Origin of the sequence: Providencia sp. 21OH12SH02B-Prov (assembly GCF_027362595.1) — a bacterium.
Classification (GTDB): domain Bacteria; phylum Pseudomonadota; class Gammaproteobacteria; order Enterobacterales; family Enterobacteriaceae; genus Providencia; species Providencia zhejiangensis.
Window position 1 is genome coordinate 3,683,093 of sequence record NZ_CP114796.1, and the last position, 17,604, is coordinate 3,700,696.

Below are 17,604 nucleotides of genomic sequence, written 5' to 3' on the forward strand. Positions count from 1 at the left end.
ATATTGACGCTCTTTGCTAGGCTTGCTGCTCATCTAAAGCTGGCTGAGTAAGATGAGTGATTTCTCCCGTGCTTTCAACAATCCATCCATTCGCGAGCCAAGGGCTGTTTTGATAATCGACCCGTGAGATGGAACAGTTACGTAAACGCAACCGGCGTTCTGAATAGGCTGGTACACCTAAAATACGACTTAATAATGTACTCAATGCGATACCATGACTGACTAATAAAGGTTTACTGCCCTCTGGCAGCTCAAGGCAGCTATTCAACGCAGCAAACATGCGCTGATAGAGTTCCTCCATCGATTCACCTTCAGGAATGCGCCCGCCTTCAGTGCCATCAATCAGGCTTTTACGCCATTGCTCTTCTTGTTCCGTCAGACTATCTATTTTTCTCTGTTCAAGAACACCCATATTGAGTTCACGAAGTCGCGGTTCTATGATAATTTCCCCACCGCAAACATCCGCAATTATTTGTGCAGTTTCGCGTGTGCGTCCCATATCACTAGTGATAATATGGGTAATGCCTTCTGATTTAATTCTTTCGGCAACTTGCCTTGCTTGCAGACGTCCAGTGGCCGTGAGAGGGCTGTCAGATTGGCCCTGTATACGGCGAGCTACGTTCCATTCAGTTTCGCCATGGCGAACAAGATAAACCTGTAACATAGATGTGTTCCGTTATTACTTTGCGAATTATGTGTTCAAAGGAAAATAATTAATGTACCAAGTTATAGCTGCAACGACTAATCCTGCCAAAATTAAAGCGATTCATCTTGCTTTCGATGCTGTTTTTGGGCCTGGCAGTTATCAGATAGAAGATATTAACGTTGATAGCAGCGTTCCACAGCAACCTATCGGTAATAATGAAACCCGTACTGGAGCAAGGCAACGCGTAATGGCATCAAGACAAGTCCGCCCTGAAGCCGATTTTTGGGTCGGCATTGAAGCGGGAATTGATGAGGACATGACTTTTGCATGGATTGTTATTGAACATAAACAAATCCGTGGAGAATCACGTTCAGCAAGTATTATGATCCCAGAAAAAATTCTTGCGGGTATTCGAGAAGGACGTGAACTTGGTGAAGAAATGGCCGATTTAACGGGCATCGATAACATTAAGCAGCAAGGTGGTGCTATCGGATTCTTTACTAACGGGGTGCTAACACGTACAAGTGTCTACCAACAAGCACTGATACTGGCGCTGGTTCCCATTAAGCATGAAATTTATAAAGAGCTAAACCAGATAGAAGATTAATTATAACGAAAAAATAACAATAGGGGCAGTCTTTGCCCCTATTTGATATGATGAATAACACAAATTAAATAAATGATTGTGGCAACACAGGGTTTCATCACGCATACATAACTCATGCAGGCCAAATTATTTAATTTGGTATTATTAGTTAGCTCTTTGATTATTTAAGTAATTGTTCCTCTAGCCACACTTTCACCGATTGCGGCGCAGATTTTAAACTATTTGAACCTCGTGTTATGGTTGCAATACCAACACCGAGTTCATTTTTTAATTCTCTTTGACTCATTTCACCACGCATCAACTCCTGAACAATGCGTACTCGGGTGGCAAGCGCTGTGCGTTCATCAGGGGTCAGCAACAACTGTAAAATAGGATGTTGCAAGTCTTGCTCAAACGCGAGCTGAAGTAACTTAACGAAGCGTTGCCAATCATCGTTCTCATCAATCGTGAGTGCGGGGTCATTCAGGTGATTTGCAGTCATGTTATCCAACCATACTATTTAACTAGTACAAATGATAACACATTATTCAGCAAATCACCTGTAAAACCTCTTAATACTTCATTAACCACTCACTATCGGTCAATACAGGACCACTTTGCCCCATAAAGTAACGATAGAAAACGTCGTATGACAATACATTCTTCACGTAGCCCCGTGTTTCAGAGAAAGGGATACTCTCTACAAAGGCAACAGCATCAAGACGCCCACCGCTGTTACCCAACCAGCGAGTCACCCTTGATGGGCCAGCATTATAAGCCGCACTCGATAAAATACGGTTGTTAGAGAATTGCTGATAAACATCCTCTAAGTAAGCCGTACCAATCTCAATATTTTTCACTGGGTTCGTCAGTTGGCTTGTATTCACATAGCCACTAATACCTTGTTTTTGTACGGTGTGCTTAGCGGTTGCGGGCATCAACTGCATAAGGCCCGTTGCGCCAACTGGCGAGCGAGCTTGTGGGTTCCAAGCACTTTCTTGACGGGCAATGGCCATCGCATAACTCTTAGAGACCGTTTTATCTTTGGTGTGGCGTTCGAACTCTTTTTCCCATGCTAATGGGAAACGCTCTTCCAAATGATTCCATAACTTGCCTGTGATCGTCGCTTGTACGCTTAAATCCGCCCAATTATGATTAAAAGCATAACGCGCAAGTTGCTCTTGCTGATTCACGGGGCGTGAAGCGACTAAGCTAACCCACTCGGTTCGCGCTAGATTATCCATCTCCCAATACATTAACTCTTTAACCCGTTGAATCTCAGCTAACTTATCGAGATTACTGTCTGGTTTTTCCGCCGTTTTAATATACAGAGGATATTCTGTATTTAATTTTTGAGCAGCGACCATCGGATAGAAACCTCTCCCATCCATGAGCTGACGCAGTATCGTTTCACCCTCGGCTTTTTTACCTTCATCGATGAGTGTGATCGCCTGCCAATACTGCCACTCTTCTTTATTCTTCGCATCAGTAGGTAGCTGTTTTAGCCATTTAGCGACCCCTGCTTTATCACCCGTACCAAGCGCTAAACGCACTCGACGCTCTTTTAAAGCCGTTGAATCAGTTTCACTGATCACTTCATCACGCCAATTGGCTTGTTCTGGCGTAACATCCCCCATATATTGCCAAGCGATGCTATCTTTCAGCTTTTGTGTTTCCGCCATATTCATTTTTTGCGCACTGCTGATCCCTCTTAATGCAGCGCGTGCTTCATCCGGTGATTGGCGAGCATAACGGCTAAAACCTGCGATTGTTGCCTGACGAGAAAAATCTGTTGGCGTCATCGTTTTCGCAAACTGAGTCACTGAAGCAGGGTCATTTTGTAATTTAACTAATGCATCACCAATTGTTTTATAGTTTAGGGGAAGCCGTTTAGCGAGGTAAGCGGCCATTGATGTGTTCCCGGCATCAATCGCTAGGTGGATCCGCTCAAGGATCATTTCTGGCGTTAAATAGCCTGCCTTTTCCCACTCATTAAATAACTTATCACAGGCGGCGGGCATCGAACGCCCATTTAACCAAGCTTTTTCAGCGCCTTGCCATGCTAGGCTTTTATTCCCCGTAGCCCAATTCGCATAATAATAATTACATTTTGCCTCGGCGGGTTTTGGTTCCTCGGGGCTAAATGCCAGCAAGGACTTCCACTCCTGACGGCGAGCCAACTCATTCACAAAACGATTTTTTAATGTTTTTGCGACTGGCAACGTTGGGTGTGAATCAATAAAAGCCTGCACTTGGCTCGGTGAAATAATATCGAGATCTTGGGTCAGCTCTCGATATTCTAAATAAGGATATAATGGATACTCTTGTAGCGTAGGCAATAGACGCTCTACCTCATCCATTTGTTTAGCATCCCAAGCTTGTTTGATGGCTTGGTAACGCTCTCTTTGTGCTTGTAGAGAGTCTGCCCATACTGTTGTGGACACCAACATCATGGCAATCGGGGCTGCCATCAACAATTTTTTCATGCTTAATACTTCCCTATTCCTGCAACACGCTGAGTTTTTGACCATGATAACTATAACTGATATAAACCTGTTAAGCTTACTCTTATCAAACAAAATCCTAGAGTTAAAAACAACCAGAGTGTTCCTGAAGTCACGATCACCCATATAAATGATCTTTTGATAAGCCCAAATACCCATCAAAAAATAATCTAATCAACTGAATTAATTAGAATAAAGTCATGTATACTCAATCAGATTTTATGTAAAAAATTATTTCTATTAGCATAAACATCTCATACTGTAAAATACTGAAAAAACGCATACAAACAAATAATTAATAAAAAAATTAACCTAACACAAAATTTAACGCTAAACACAAGATACACGATACTCTAAAAAAGAGTATTACTTTTGGTAAAAAATGGACAAACATTAGACTTTGTTGTTAAATAATCTAAGTCGTTAGACAGAAAATGATTCAATTTTAACAATGCGAGGCTCATTTAGAATAATCAATTACCCTTTTAAAATGGGATAGGGATATGGACTTCAAAAACTTATTTTTTTCTATTTTAGGGTGCGGATGGGCCTATCTATTAATATATACATTAATGGATGTCTATTGGTCTATTGTATCTTTGCCTTTTTTAATCATATTCTTCATTATTTTTTATATACTCTCTACAAGGAATAAACGGATGTTTACAAAAAAAAATAAAGATAATTTAGTCGAACCAGTGAAAACTGATGAAATCGCCTACAAGAAAGAGGTTATTGAGCCAAAAGAAGAAAAATTACCTCAAGCACCCGCACCAAGAAAAAGCACCTCCATTTCAAGTAGTTGTAAAATATCTGGCGATTTTATTTTGGATGATGACATTCAAGTATTTGGTCATATAAAAGGCAGTATACGCAGTAATAATGGTGTTGTGACCATCCAAAAAGAAGGGGTTGTCGAAGGCGAAATTTATGCTCAAACGATCTCAATCAATGGCAAAATGAAAGGGTTATGCGTATCTGAAGATCTTGATATCTTAGAGAATGGCCAGTTAGATGGTATCTGCCAAACTAAAAACTTAACAATCAAGAAAGGTGGCGTATTTACAGGTACCTCAGAAAGAACCGATAAAAAAATATCTAGCCATGATGTTAAAAATGAACTTACACAAAAAAAATCAGATGTGATTAATTTAGGTGTGCCTTCATCTTCCCTGCCTACTCGATAAGTAACCTATCAAACATTTATTTTATAGCGGTAATCATTCCGCTATAAAATGATAATTAATACAGGCTAGCTATATTTAGAACTTATTACCAAATAGCTTTATTGCGCTTGGCTGAAATACATCAAACGCTTATCACTGCTCTGTATAAATAGTCGTGATACACTCAAATTATATTTTCAAGATCTCTCTTCTATATTGATAAAAGAATTAAGTAATGGCTGTTTTAACTTTACTTATCTTAAATTTCACGTCAGTTCACTTCTGGACATAAACTGTTTACTCACAATGCGCCGTTATCTAATGCCTCACCAAATTCCCCCTTGTTGAAGCACTCTTTTAGCCTAGAAATAGACAACTATTGACTTAAAGTGAGGAACAATTAGAGTGAGACTCAGAAAAATTTGCAGATAGGACGTAAAGCTTACGGCAGCAAACGCTACATAAGGTATAATAAGGGTATAAGAGCGTTATTTGTATGCGAAAAGCGCTATCGAATATTGAACTTTCATTTATAAAACAATAGGTAAAATAAATTGGCTCAATACGTTTACTCAATGCATCGGGTTGGAAAAATTGTTCCGCCGAAGCGTCATATTTTGAAAAATATTTCTCTAAGCTTCTTTCCTGGAGCAAAGATTGGTGTTTTAGGTCTCAATGGTGCTGGTAAATCTACATTACTGCGTATCATGGCAGGTATTGATACCGATATCGAAGGTGAAGCACGTCCTCAACCAGGCATTAAAATTGGCTATCTTCCACAGGAACCTAAGCTCAATCCTGAGCATACTGTTCGCGAAGCGGTTGAAGAAGCCGTTTCAGAAGTCAAAAATGCCTTGACGCGTTTAGACGAAGTGTATGCCGCTTATGCGGATCCTGATGCTGATTTTGATAAATTAGCTAAAGAGCAAGGCGAATTAGAAGCCATTATCGCGGCACACGATGGGCATAACTTAGATAACCAACTGGAACGTGCGGCCGATGCTTTACGTTTACCCGCTTGGGATGCAAAAATTGAAAACTTATCTGGTGGTGAACGTCGCCGTGTTGCTATCTGCCGACTGCTGCTAGAAAAACCCGATATGTTGCTCCTTGATGAGCCAACTAACCACTTGGATGCTGAATCCGTCGGCTGGCTAGAACGTTTCCTGCACGACTACGAAGGCACCGTCGTCGCGATCACCCACGACCGTTACTTCCTTGATAACGTTGCAGGTTGGATCCTTGAGCTTGACCGTGGAGAAGGTATTCCATGGGAAGGCAATTATTCATCTTGGTTGGAACAAAAAGATCAACGTCTAGCACAAGAAGCCTCTACTGAAGCTGCTCGCCGTAAATCGATCGAGAAAGAACTCGAGTGGATCCGCCAGAATCCAAAAGGCCGTCAGGCTAAAGGAAAAGCACGTTTGGCTCGCTTTGAAGAGCTTAACAGTGTTGAATACCAAAAACGTAATGAAACTAGCGAACTCTTTATTCCACCTGGCCCACGCTTGGGGGATAAAGTTATCGACGTTGAGAATTTATCCAAATCCTATGGTGACCGAGTTCTCATCGATAATCTGAGTTTCTCTATTCCTAAAGGTGCAATCGTCGGTATTATCGGTCCGAACGGTGCGGGTAAATCAACCCTATTCCGCATGATCTCAGGCCAAGAACAACCTGACTCAGGGACTATCACGCTTGGTGATACGGTGAAGATTGCTTCCGTTGATCAGTTCCGTGATGCAATGGACGATAGTAAAACGGTTTGGGAAGAGATCTCTAACGGGCAAGATATTATGCGTATCGGCAACTTTGAGATCCCAAGCCGTGCATATGTTGGCCGTTTTAACTTTAAAGGCGTTGACCAAGGAAAACGTGTTGGGGAGTTATCTGGCGGGGAACGTGGTCGTCTACACTTAGCGAAACTGCTACAAGTTGGCGGTAACGTCCTGTTACTCGATGAACCAACCAACGACCTCGATGTTGAAACATTGCGTGCGTTAGAAAACGCCCTGTTAGAGTTCCCTGGCTGTGCCATGGTTATCTCGCATGACCGTTGGTTCCTTGACCGTATTGCAACACATATTATTGATTATCAAGATGAAGGCAACATCACCTTCTTTGAAGGTAACTTCTCTGAATATGAAGATTACAAAAAACGCACCTTAGGTGCAGAAGCACTACAGCCTCATCGTATGAAATACAAGCGTATGAGCAAATAGTCACGCATGATTGACCAACACAAATACCTCAATAATGGGGTATTTGTGTCATTACTCTAACTTAACGATGAATAGGCTCACTCATCTAACATCAATAATTGCTGAACTAACGAGATACAGGTTAGAAAACGGCTGTCGTAGTCGGGTGATTCAACTCGAACAAACTCAACATGATTTTTCTTTAGCATTTCAATCAGCAATGCTTGGAATTCTTGCCGATCTTTTTCACTGCCTAAGCTACGTAACCCATCGGCCACCCATGGAGTGTTGTTTTCCAATAAGATGACTAAATCAAAACGGTATTCATCAATTAGAGCCTGAACAAAAGGATGTTCTTTTCCTTCGTAGCGCTTACAAAAAGCCTGTGTCGTAATAAAATCGGTATCGATAAATGCGACCTTATTGGCATATTTAACAGCAAAATCAATATATTGAGCATGACCTAACGCAATTTTGTCATAGTCAGAATATTGCAATGCCATCTCATCACCACCGAGGTGGGAAAAAACATAGTCTCGTCCAAATTCCCATGCGCTAGTCGTATTAAAAATATTAGCCAATTTATTCACTAATGTGGACTTGCCGCTCGATTCTCCACCGAGTATGGCGACTTTACGCACAAAGAAGGGTTTGACTTCTGTTGGAATATAATCCCAGTAGCGAAAAGGTGCCTGACGGATCTGATTACCACTAATATTCATAAAGGTACGCTCAGGGTCGATTAAAATCGTTTCTATGCCTAAATATTTTTTGTACCTTGGCGCATCATTTTTTTCACCTGAGTAGATAAAACTTGGGTGGATATTCTGTTTTTTCAAAAACCCGAGCATGCCCTCACTCCACACTTCCCAACCATGTGGATAAGGTTCTATCCCCTGCTCATCAAATGAATGGATATGAATATTTTTTTGGTATTTGAATGTTTGTAATAACCAACGTAGGCGGTCGCTCACCGTAGGTTGTTGTGACATAGAACTATTCACAAACAAATCTTTATCGCGCGGTTCATCATGACAAAGAATAACATGCAGTTCATCGACTTGACTGCACGCACGTTGTATCAGGTAGATATGACCTGTATGCAAAGGATAAAACTTACCAAAGACGACCCCAATGATTTTTTGTTTATTGGGATATTCCAACCCCAGAAAACGATGGAGTGCCGCAATTTTTTGCGCACTTGGGCTTTTAATTTTATTGTTGATAAGCTGGCTGAGATAACCTTTGGTCATATCAGAGGCATCGGCAACTTGCTGTAGAGTATAACCCGCTTGCTTAATTGCATTCTTAAGATAGTCAAATTCAGCCATTTAATTTCCTTATATGCTTTCAATAATACGGCCTACAACTAGGTATTACGGCAGTATTACTGCGAGATAACGTTCTATTTAACAACGTAAAAATGTCAATGATGCTTAATCTCTTATTCAAATTCATCCATCACGCTTAAAGCGTCGGATAACTTTTTCACACCATACACTTTCATATCTGGAGGTAGCTTTTTAGGCATATTGGCATGAGGCACAATCGCGCGTTTAAAACCGTGTTTTGCCGCCTCAGAAATTCGCTCCTGCCCACTGGGTACTGGACGGATCTCACCAGCAAGCCCAACCTCACCAAATACCACCAAATCTCTTGGTAAAGGGCGGTCACGAAAACTGGAAACTAAAGAAAGGAGTAATGCCAAGTCTGCACTGGTTTCTGTCACCTTAACGCCACCAACCACATTAACGAACACGTCTTGATCGGACATTTGTAAACCACCATGCCGATGCAGAACCGCTAATAAAATGGCTAAACGATTTTGTTCAAGCCCAACCGCTACTCGACGAGGGTTTGACATCATAGAGTGATCAACCAACGCCTGAATTTCCACCAGCAATGGGCGAGTGCCTTCCCACACAACCATAACTGAACTACCCGATGTAATTTCATCACCACGACTCAAGAAAATGGCAGAAGGGTTGTTCACTTCTTTTAAGCCTTGTTCCGTCATGGCAAACACACCGAGTTCATTCACCGCACCAAACCGGTTTTTATGGCTACGTAAGGTACGGAAACGATTATCGGCATCACCATCCAGCATAATCGAACAGTCGATACAGTGTTCTAACACTTTCGGTCCCGCTAAAGAGCCATCTTTTGTCACATGGCCTACCATAATAATAGCAACACCTCGGGTTTTGGCAAAACGGGTAAGGTAAGCTGCGGTTTCTCGAACCTGTGCAACACTGCCAGGAGAAGATTGGATATCTGCCATATGCATCACTTGAATTGAGTCAATCACCATCAATTTGGGTTGTTCTTGTTCGGCAGTTAAACAGATTTGTTCGATACTGGTTTCAGACAGCATGTTCAGGGAGTCAGTGGGTAGCCCTAGACGGTGGGCACGCATGGCAACCTGTTGCAGAGACTCTTCTCCCGTCACATAAAGCGTTTTCATCTCTCGTGATAGTAAGCACATTGTCTGTAGCAACAAGGTACTTTTACCAGCCCCTGGGTTTCCGCCAATTAAAATCGCGCTACCAGGCACAACACCACCACCAAGCACACGGTCAAACTCTTTAAAACCCGTGGTAAAACGAGGTAACTCTTCAAGGCTAATTTCGGATAGCTTTTGCACGCGGCTGACACCCGCGGCATTGCCAGCGTACCCTGTTAAGCGGTCATTACGTGGAGATGAATGACTTGAGGCGAGGCGCACTTCTGTGATGGTATTCCATGCGTGGCAAGCACTGCATTGCCCTTGCCAGCGTGGATAATCCGCACCACATTCATTACAGACAAACGCCCTTTTTGCACCTTTTGCCACAATATTGCTCCTATTATCCCTTTTAACCAACTGCTTTTAATTCAAAAGTCTGTACCCTACATATTTAGCCTGTTTACGACTTATAACAACCTAAAAACGTGTCCTTTTAAGCCGATAGTACGCTAAATCATCAACTTATTTTTACCTTCACAGATAACCGTCTTAATCGTCGATGCTATACCGCCATCACACATTGCATTTTAAGTTATCAGTATGTGTTCCCCCACAACTCATCTTTTCTAAATAGTGTATGTTGTGGATAGGTATCAAACGTTCTTCCCCCCTAGCCACCTATTTAAGTATGCGACTAGGCGGGTGTGGATAACCGTACCACGACGCTAAATAGGGCGAATATTAGCGTTCCTCATGCTTCAGCCCACCACTTAACACACACATCACCCCCATCAAATCGGCGTGACGGATAGCCACTTTGGCACGCGCATAGACTTTAGGTTTTGCATGATAAGCAATCCCCAGACCTGCTTTACGTAACATTTTTAGGTCATTCGCACCATCACCGATAGCCACGGTTTGTTCTATCGGAATGTCTAAGCGCTCAGCCAATTTAACTAATGTTTGAGCCTTAAATTTCGCATCAACAATAGGCCCTTTCACTTTACCGGTTAACTTACCATCTTTAATTTCCAGTTGGTTAGCCACGGCAGCGACCAGTTTGAGTTGCTGGCGTAGGTTATCCGCAAAGAAAGTAAACCCTCCGGATGCAATTGCAACATGCCAATCCATTGCCTGTAATTTACGCACAAGGCTTGTTAGGCCGGGCATTAATGGCAGGGAGTCCATGACTTGTTGCAAAATCATCACGTCAGCCCCTTTAAGTAACGCAACCCGCGCCCTTAAACTTTCAGTGAAATCGAGTTCGCCTTGCATTGCACGTTCAGTGACCTCAGAAACTTGATCACCGACACCATATAAACGAGCAATTTCATCAATACACTCGATTTGGATTGCGGTGGAATCCATATCCATCAATAACAACCCCGGTGAACGTAAACGTGGAATTTGTCCAAGAGGCACAACATCCAATAAGCTTTCATCGGCTAATTTTTTGATACGAGGAGTGATGCTTCCTGCAATTCTGACGACTTGATAGTCATCAATTCGCCATGATGAAACAATGACAATTGCTATTCCTAAGCGCTGTTGAAAATCACTGATCCGCGCTTTATCCAAGCCACGCCCATACAATAACCAACCACTATCGCCTGCACGGTAATCTAAAGGCATCACTTCCTCCCCGCTCAGCGACAGTGGCAATCCAGGCCACTTCTGAATTTCATCGGGTAAATAGCAATAGGTCAAACTCGTTGACATGAAAATTAGCTCCTGTAATCGACTCAACTTTTTATAATAAAAATACGTTCCAAAACTACCCTATCTGTGTAAGCTCTGGCAACATGATGCCAGAGAATAGATAAAGAGCCCTTAGTGATTTCTATGAAACTAACATTTAAGCTTCACAAAACAGTGATCATCGTTATCTGCGTGGCATTAATAGCCCTATTAATGCAAGGCATATCCTATTTAGGTACTAGCCAAAATCAAAGCAGAGTTGAACAGTTTAAACAATTAACGCGTGTTTTGGCTGAACAAGTGGCATTCAGCTTATCCGATTATATCGTTTCCGGCAGCAAAGATTTTAATCGAGAACGAATTATCGCCAATTTAAAGAATGTGACGAAAGACAAATATATTTTGGATGCTAGTATTTATTCGGCTGGAGGCACATTAATCGCCAGTGCAGGAGAATCCGTTTCTGTACGAGAACGCCTCGCTATCGATAGCGCTCAATCTACTCAACCTTTTCAATATCAATTAGTGGTACCTATTCTTGGTCAAGAAGAACCGAAAGGCTACCTACGTCTTACTATCGATACAGAACTTTTAACCACAGAAATCCAGCAGGCAGATAACAGCACTAACGTGTTACGTTTTTTCATTTTATTCGCGCTATGCATTGGGTTTGTGCTCGCCAACACACTCTTCCGTTCCAAGAAAAAGAAAGGAAAGAATACCCCACCACAGTTAGTGGTTGATGAAGACAGTGGTACTGAAGAGGACGATAACATGCAGCCAACTGCATCGAAAAGAGCTCACTCAGAGAAAAAGAAACCTGAACATAGGCCTTATCGACCTAAGAAGCGACGGGCTAAAAGCAAACCCAATAAACCTAAACCCCCCGAACATTAATTCGATCATACAAATCGCTGAGGGCGTTTTCCTCAGCGAAATGATTAAATGGATTTAGTATCAAATACGATAGGGGCGATGAATTCAACTTTACCATCAATCAGTAAAGTTTCTGGTGGTACAGGAAAAGGCGCTGCACGATTAATTGTTGCCAACGCTTCTTTGTCGAGAATTTTGGTTCCCGATGAATTAATCAAGCTGGCACTAATCACTTCACCTTGACGGTCAACCGTCACTTTAACCTGAGACACCCCCATTGAGCGAAAGCGCAAGGCCGCCCTTGGATAACGTTTTGCTTTCGCTAAACGCTGATGAACTTCACTGTGCCAACCTTGGTGTCCACTCACCGCGGCAGAAGCATTACTCGAAAAATTAGCACGGCTATTGGATGCACTGCCGGCTGTGGGCATTGACGTCACTGCGGATTCTTGAGTATTTAACGGTGCTTCTTCAACCACTTTTTTAACTTGTGGCTGCTGCTTTTTGGGTGGGCGTTTTTGTTCACTCACCTTGGTCAAGGTGCCATTATCGACTAAAGGGGTTTCAGGTAGTTTTTCCGTTTTTTCAACAAGTTCCGGTAAAACTTCCTCACGCGTCACCATTTGCTGTTTAGGTGCATGGTTCACTTCAGGCTCTGAGTGCTGCTCAAGCTGATAAACCCCTAATTGCAATGATATTGCTGGTGGTAACACCCCCGTTTTAGGAAGGGTTGTCGTTAACCAACCTATAAAAATCACTGCAAGTGTTCCGTGGAAAAAAAGACTTAAAAACAAACCGCCCAGTGGACGGAAAATCGGGCGCTCTAGATTGCCCGCGATACTGCTCATATTCTGCCTCACGACTTTATTTTTTGCAGATTATAGGCATAATACAAACAAAAATGATATTCATTATTATTAATAATAACTCATAATTAAAATATCTATTTGAATTAATACAATAAAGTAATTTGAGCAAATCCTTTATTACGTATAAATGCGTAATGTTAACTTTTTGACACCAGCGAAAAATGACTATCGATAAATCTCTTGCCCGAAAAATTAGCGGGGCATATCAGTCAACTTATAGCCAGCTTGTCCGCTTTTTCCGCAATCGACTCGGTAATAGCAATGATGCTGATGATTTATCACAGGATGTGTTTACACTATGGCTTAATCGAAAAGAGCAATCTCCGATAAAAGAAAGCCGTGCTTACTTGTTTAAAATCGCCAATCATGTGTTGATCGATCATTGGCGACGTCATCAACGGCTAGCAAAATCAGAAACTGATATCGATGAAGCCTTACTGGAGCATAATCTTGAGGCGACCCAAGATGATCCTAGTGAAATATTGGAGCATCAACAGCGTATACAACGGCTTAGTGAAGCAATCGACTCGCTTCCTCCGCGAAGACGTGAAGCCTTTTTGCTTTATCGATTTGATGGTTTATCGCAAAGCGAAATAGCTGAGCGTATGGAGATCTCCATCAGTATGGTTGAAAAGCATATCGCCGCGGCTTTGCTACACTGTAAAAAGCACCTTGATAATCAGAGCAATAATAATTAATGACACACACATCCCCCTCCGAGCCGGATGCATTGGATTCTGTTGATGAGCAAGCAGCACTGTGGTTTACTCGCCAGCATAGTCAACAAATGAGTGCCGAGCAGGTAAAACAATTTACTATTTGGTTAAATGCATCCCCTGAGCATGCAAAAGCCTATGAGGCAATGGCAGAGGTTTGGCGTGAGTTTGATTCGATGCCTCGTCCTGCGTCTGTGGAGGTATCACCTAAAAAACACCCTTTCTTTCGCCTTTGGCGTCCATTGGGCAATACACTCGCCGCATTGTTTATTGTGACTATTTTATTCTTGCCTTATAGCCACTTACCTTCAATGATGCTCAACAATATGACACTTGCAGCCACTAATGAGCCAAAAGAAGTGACATTATCAGACGGCTCAACACTCTTTTTAAACCGTCAAACCCAGGTACGTGTGGCCTATGAAACCGAAATTCGCCAAGTTTATTTAGAAAAAGGGCGTGCTTACTTCAAGGTTAAATCTAATCCCTATCGCCCTTTTGTGATTTTAGCCGATGAAAGGCGCATTCGAGTCGTCGGGACGGAATTTGAAGTGGATAGGCATCACCAACAAGTCACCGTGAGCGTCAGTAAAGGCATCGTGAGTCTGAAAACAGGAGAAGCCCAAGAAGCCACTTACTTATTTGCGGGAGATAGCGCAATAAGTCCAACGATAAACAGCACAATCACTGTCCAGAAAATATCCCCTTTAGACGTTGCAAGATGGCGCTTCGGTGAACTGAGTTTTACCGATAAACCCTTAGCTGACGTGCTCACTGAGCTGAAAGCTTATTCAACGGTGAATGTTGAACTTTCGCCTTCAACGCTCGCACAGAGCAAAATTTCAGGAAGGATCAATCTACGTCAACCGGAACAGTTTTTCCAAGCTCTGCCTATACTTTTACCCGTGCAGGTTATCTATCAAGATAAAAATAACATACTGATTATTCAGAATAAAAAAAATAAATGAAAATTATTTCGATTTACAGGTGAGGATAATTCTCATTTCACCCTCTTCTTAAGCAAATACGCACTATTTGCCATTTTTTAGCACTTTTTTGGTGCCGCTTAAGAATAAGGGATATGCATGTCTACTCGATTCACCCACAAACGGTTTCAGCCTGTTGCGCTACTTGTCGCTATCAGTAGTGCGATAAGCTGTCATTCCGCTATTGCTCAAGAAGTTGTTTTTTCACTTCCGGAACAACCTCTCGCAACTTCCGTCGCACAAATTAGTCAGCAAGGAAACCTTCAACTCCTCTATGACAAAAGCCAACTCAATGGGCTACGTGCTCCATCATTATCAGGCCAATACACCGCACAAACCGCATTACAAAAAATACTTATCGGTAGTGGATTAGAGTTGGTTAGTGATAACGGAGTGTTTGTTATTCGCCCACAAAACCTGAATCAAGGCACCTTAGTGCTTCCCGAAACACAAGTTTCTGGTGTCGTGCAAAATCACCCAGCAACCGATGTGATGTCTGCCCCACAATATGTGACCTCGGAAGAGATCAGCCAGCGTAACACGGGTGATGGCAATATTACGGATCTGATGAAAACCAACCCAGCAGTGCAATTTGCCAATAATGACAGCAACTCAATGAACCAAGGGGAAATCAAGCCTTCACGTATTTCAATTCATGGTTCGAGCAGTTATCAAAACGCTTATCGCCTTGATGGTGTGAGCTTCAACAATGATTTTGATCCCGCAGATAGTGGCCTTGGTGAAACAGCCACTCGCTTAAGCAGTAGCGATCAAGGGATCTATATCGATAGCCGTCTTATCGATAGCATGGCGGTGTATGATAATAACATTCCTGTTGAATTTGGGGGCTTTACGGGAGGAACCGTTGAGGTGAATAGCCGCCGCTGGCAAGGTGAAAACAGCGCTCACGCTTATTACCGGTTAACGCGTTCAGGCTGGAACAACTTATTCCATGACCCCGCACTCGGAATCGATACGACCAAAAATGATACCGCTAACCCTGCTCGTTTCCAGAATCGCTACGATAAAGATGATTTTGGGGGTTGGTTTGAATTAGGTGTCAGTGAAAATTCAGGGATTGTATTTTCAGCATCACGCCGCAGTTCCACGATACCAATGACGGTAACGGGAGGAGATTCCGTTATCTTTGATGAAAATAATCAAGTGAAAATGGTTGATTTCGCTTCAGGTGAGAAGAAGCAGCACCGCACATCGGATAACTACTTCCTGAAATATTCACTCGATCTCTCCGATAAAAGTACGTTGGATCTCTCAGCTAACTATGCTTCTTACGATAGCCGCCTATTTTCAGCCTCAGTGATGAATTCAGGTTATGATTCAACCCATGATGGTCTTGGTTTTACTGCGGTTTTTAAACATCAATTTGATATTGGCCAATTCGAGTTAACCGCTAACACCCAAACACTCAAAGATGATCGTACAGATGACCAGAAGTATTCGCTCACCGTCCGTGCTATTGATTATACCACCTATGAAACCGCGGAAAGTAGCAGCGGTGGTTTAGGCGATCTCACCTCAAAACAGAAAAATCATGGGTTAAAAAGTGTGATGCGCTTTAATGCTATGGAAGATGGGTTAGGCCTCACTCATAAACCCACTTTAGGCGCAGAGCTCAATTACACCAAAGGCACTTATCGACGAGATAAAGACTACTTCCGCTATACCTACACGGGTAGCATAGATAACAATGGCATGTATAACGGTTACCTCAGCAATGTTACTCGTTTCCAAGCAGGAAACCACGCTGCCGACTACACTAATTACGCCTTATTCCTTGATGACAATATTCAATATGGCAAGTTAACCATTCGTCCAGGGATCCGTTTAGATCGCGACGACTTCGTTAATCGTACCAATATAGCGCCCCGCTTATCCGGTAACTATGATGTTTTTGGCGATGGCAAAACACAGATTATTGCAGGTGCAAACCGTTATTACGGCCGCTCAATGCTAACCTATGCCTTATATGGTGCACAAAATGATGGTATGCAATTATGTAATAGCTATGGTGAGTTTGCCCCCTGCTCGCTTGATCCGAATAAAAACGATTGGGATAACAAAAAAGATTATGAAGGACTGGATTCACTTAAAACCCCTTATAACGATGAGCTAACCCTTGCGCTGCAACAGGAGATCCTATCAACCACATGGCGTTTACAGTATGTACACCGTGAAGGTTATGATGAGGTCAGAACACGCACCAAATACGATACTCGCGACTTTGATAAACGTAGCATTCGTACCTTTGATAATGGCGGTCGTAGTTCACACGACACCGTGACACTTTCCGTTAATAACAGCCAACCTTGGGAGTGGGCAGAAGCTTCTCATGTGATGACCGCCTCACTGACATGGCAGCAAAGTGAAAGTAATACGCCAAAAGATGCGGGCTATAACTCGTTTGACCCAGCCAATAAAGTTAATCTCAACAAGGTATGGTATGACGGTAAAGTCATCGATGCTTCAAAATTACCGTCAACCAGCTTTAACTCTCCATTTAAGTTTAACCTAGAACTGACCAGTGTTTGGGATGATTATGATCTCACTTGGTATAACCGCCTGCAATGGTGGGGAGCTCGCGACCAAGCCGTTCGCTATGACAATGCCTATGCATTTGATCCTGAATATGGGCAAGTTCGCAAATACAGCAAACAGCATTTTGCTAGCAAATATACATGGGATACCCGTCTTGGCTGGAAACCTGATTTTGCCTATGGATTTGGCTTCTCTGTGGAAGTGAACAATATCTTGAACAACAAAAATATCGCGGACCGTTTTGTGTTCGAAGATAGGGTGTTGAAATCTTACGATCCGGGTCGCCAGTTCTGGCTACAAATCAATTACGACCTTTAAATCTTGTTAGCTATGTGAGCCAATTACAACAACAAT

At 42.5% G+C, this 17,604-nt stretch carries 14 protein-coding genes; 7 read left to right on the forward strand and 7 right to left on the reverse strand.

The annotated features are described in order from the left end of the window. Nucleotides 1-16: 16 nt before the first annotated feature. Nucleotides 17-664 (reverse strand): 2,3-diphosphoglycerate-dependent phosphoglycerate mutase GpmB, encoded by a 648-nt coding sequence (gpmB, locus tag O7C57_RS17065; RefSeq protein ID WP_154622195.1) that lies wholly within the window; start codon nucleotides 662-664, stop codon nucleotides 17-19. Between the two features lie 52 nt (nucleotides 665-716). Here gpmB and yjjX point away from each other — a divergent pair, with 52 nt between their 5' ends. Further along, nucleotides 717-1,253 (forward strand): inosine/xanthosine triphosphatase, encoded by a 537-nt coding sequence (gene yjjX / locus O7C57_RS17070; protein ID WP_154622196.1) that lies wholly within the window; start codon nucleotides 717-719, stop codon nucleotides 1,251-1,253. Nucleotides 1,254-1,413: 160 nt separating this feature from the next. Here the strand turns inward: yjjX and trpR are convergent, their stop codons facing one another. Both trpR and sltY read right to left on the reverse strand, forming a co-directional pair. Beyond that, on the reverse strand, nucleotides 1,414-1,734 hold the full coding sequence (gene trpR / locus O7C57_RS17075; protein ID WP_269723373.1) for a trp operon repressor: 321 nt from the start codon (nucleotides 1,732-1,734) through the stop codon (nucleotides 1,414-1,416). Nucleotides 1,735-1,804: 70 nt separating this feature from the next. Next, on the reverse strand, nucleotides 1,805-3,718 hold the full coding sequence (gene sltY / locus O7C57_RS17080; protein ID WP_269723374.1) for a murein transglycosylase: 1,914 nt from the start codon (nucleotides 3,716-3,718) through the stop codon (nucleotides 1,805-1,807). 677 nt (nucleotides 3,719-4,395) lie between these two features. Between sltY and O7C57_RS17085 the strand changes: the two genes are divergently transcribed. Both O7C57_RS17085 and ettA read left to right on the forward strand, forming a co-directional pair. Continuing rightward, complete coding sequence (locus O7C57_RS17085; RefSeq protein ID WP_154623554.1) at nucleotides 4,396-4,923, forward strand: bactofilin family protein; 528 nt, start codon at nucleotides 4,396-4,398, stop codon at nucleotides 4,921-4,923. Between the two features lie 533 nt (nucleotides 4,924-5,456). After that, nucleotides 5,457-7,124: an energy-dependent translational throttle protein EttA gene (ettA, locus tag O7C57_RS17090; protein ID WP_154623553.1), complete on the forward strand. Its 1,668-nt coding sequence runs from the start codon at nucleotides 5,457-5,459 to the stop codon at nucleotides 7,122-7,124. Nucleotides 7,125-7,201: 77 nt separating this feature from the next. Here ettA and nadR read toward each other — a convergent pair whose 3' ends face one another. The 3 genes from nadR to serB all read right to left on the reverse strand — a co-directional run bounded on the left by nadR (nucleotide 7,202) and on the right by serB (nucleotide 11,268). Next, nucleotides 7,202-8,434: a multifunctional transcriptional regulator/nicotinamide-nucleotide adenylyltransferase/ribosylnicotinamide kinase NadR gene (gene nadR / locus O7C57_RS17095; protein WP_154623552.1), complete on the reverse strand. Its 1,233-nt coding sequence runs from the start codon at nucleotides 8,432-8,434 to the stop codon at nucleotides 7,202-7,204. A gap of 113 nt (nucleotides 8,435-8,547) precedes the next feature. Continuing rightward, nucleotides 8,548-9,936, reverse strand: a complete 1,389-nt coding sequence (radA, locus tag O7C57_RS17100; RefSeq protein WP_163860677.1) for a DNA repair protein RadA — start codon at nucleotides 9,934-9,936, stop codon at nucleotides 8,548-8,550. Between the two features lie 354 nt (nucleotides 9,937-10,290). After that, nucleotides 10,291-11,268: a phosphoserine phosphatase gene (serB, locus tag O7C57_RS17105; protein WP_154623550.1), complete on the reverse strand. Its 978-nt coding sequence runs from the start codon at nucleotides 11,266-11,268 to the stop codon at nucleotides 10,291-10,293. Nucleotides 11,269-11,391: 123 nt separating this feature from the next. Between serB and O7C57_RS17110 the strand changes: the two genes are divergently transcribed. Then, nucleotides 11,392-12,144: an AhpA/YtjB family protein gene (locus O7C57_RS17110; protein ID WP_154623549.1), complete on the forward strand. Its 753-nt coding sequence runs from the start codon at nucleotides 11,392-11,394 to the stop codon at nucleotides 12,142-12,144. Between the two features lie 44 nt (nucleotides 12,145-12,188). On the opposite strand, the gene O7C57_RS17115 is transcribed toward O7C57_RS17110, so the two are convergent. Beyond that, nucleotides 12,189-12,971: an energy transducer TonB gene (locus tag O7C57_RS17115; protein ID WP_249999832.1), complete on the reverse strand. Its 783-nt coding sequence runs from the start codon at nucleotides 12,969-12,971 to the stop codon at nucleotides 12,189-12,191. 182 nt (nucleotides 12,972-13,153) lie between these two features. Between O7C57_RS17115 and O7C57_RS17120 the strand changes: the two genes are divergently transcribed. The 3 genes from O7C57_RS17120 (at nucleotide 13,154) to O7C57_RS17130 (ending at nucleotide 17,568) form a co-directional block, all read left to right on the forward strand. Then, complete coding sequence (locus O7C57_RS17120) at nucleotides 13,154-13,690, forward strand: RNA polymerase sigma factor (protein WP_154622152.1); 537 nt, start codon at nucleotides 13,154-13,156, stop codon at nucleotides 13,688-13,690. Beyond that, the gene (locus O7C57_RS17125; RefSeq protein WP_154622153.1) at nucleotides 13,690-14,676 is read left to right on the forward strand and encodes a FecR family protein; all 987 of its coding nucleotides are present in this window, start codon (nucleotides 13,690-13,692) and stop codon (nucleotides 14,674-14,676) included. The genes O7C57_RS17120 and O7C57_RS17125 overlap by 1 nt, the downstream gene beginning before the upstream one ends. Nucleotides 14,677-14,793: 117 nt before the next feature. Beyond that, the gene (locus O7C57_RS17130; RefSeq protein ID WP_163860674.1) at nucleotides 14,794-17,568 is read left to right on the forward strand and encodes a secretin and TonB N-terminal domain-containing protein; all 2,775 of its coding nucleotides are present in this window, start codon (nucleotides 14,794-14,796) and stop codon (nucleotides 17,566-17,568) included. Nucleotides 17,569-17,604: the final 36 nt, after the last annotated feature.

Coding starts and splice junctions, on each gene's coding strand:
- O7C57_RS17085 (WP_154623554.1), top strand. CDS start 4,396: ATGTTTACAAAAAAAAATAAAGATAATTTAGTCGAACCAGTGAAAACT.
- O7C57_RS17120 (WP_154622152.1), top strand. CDS start 13,154: ATGACTATCGATAAATCTCTTGCCCGAAAAATTAGCGGGGCATATCAG.
- serB (WP_154623550.1), bottom strand. CDS start 11,268: ATGTCAACGAGTTTGACCTATTGCTATTTACCCGATGAAATTCAGAAG.
- O7C57_RS17115 (WP_249999832.1), bottom strand. CDS start 12,971: ATGAGCAGTATCGCGGGCAATCTAGAGCGCCCGATTTTCCGTCCACTG.
- O7C57_RS17130 (WP_163860674.1), top strand. CDS start 14,794: ATGTCTACTCGATTCACCCACAAACGGTTTCAGCCTGTTGCGCTACTT.
- nadR (WP_154623552.1), bottom strand. CDS start 8,434: ATGGCTGAATTTGACTATCTTAAGAATGCAATTAAGCAAGCGGGTTAT.
- gpmB (WP_154622195.1), bottom strand. CDS start 664: ATGTTACAGGTTTATCTTGTTCGCCATGGCGAAACTGAATGGAACGTA.
- O7C57_RS17125 (WP_154622153.1), top strand. CDS start 13,690: ATGACACACACATCCCCCTCCGAGCCGGATGCATTGGATTCTGTTGAT.
- sltY (WP_269723374.1), bottom strand. CDS start 3,718: ATGAAAAAATTGTTGATGGCAGCCCCGATTGCCATGATGTTGGTGTCC.
- trpR (WP_269723373.1), bottom strand. CDS start 1,734: ATGACTGCAAATCACCTGAATGACCCCGCACTCACGATTGATGAGAAC.
- yjjX (WP_154622196.1), top strand. CDS start 717: ATGTACCAAGTTATAGCTGCAACGACTAATCCTGCCAAAATTAAAGCG.
- O7C57_RS17110 (WP_154623549.1), top strand. CDS start 11,392: ATGAAACTAACATTTAAGCTTCACAAAACAGTGATCATCGTTATCTGC.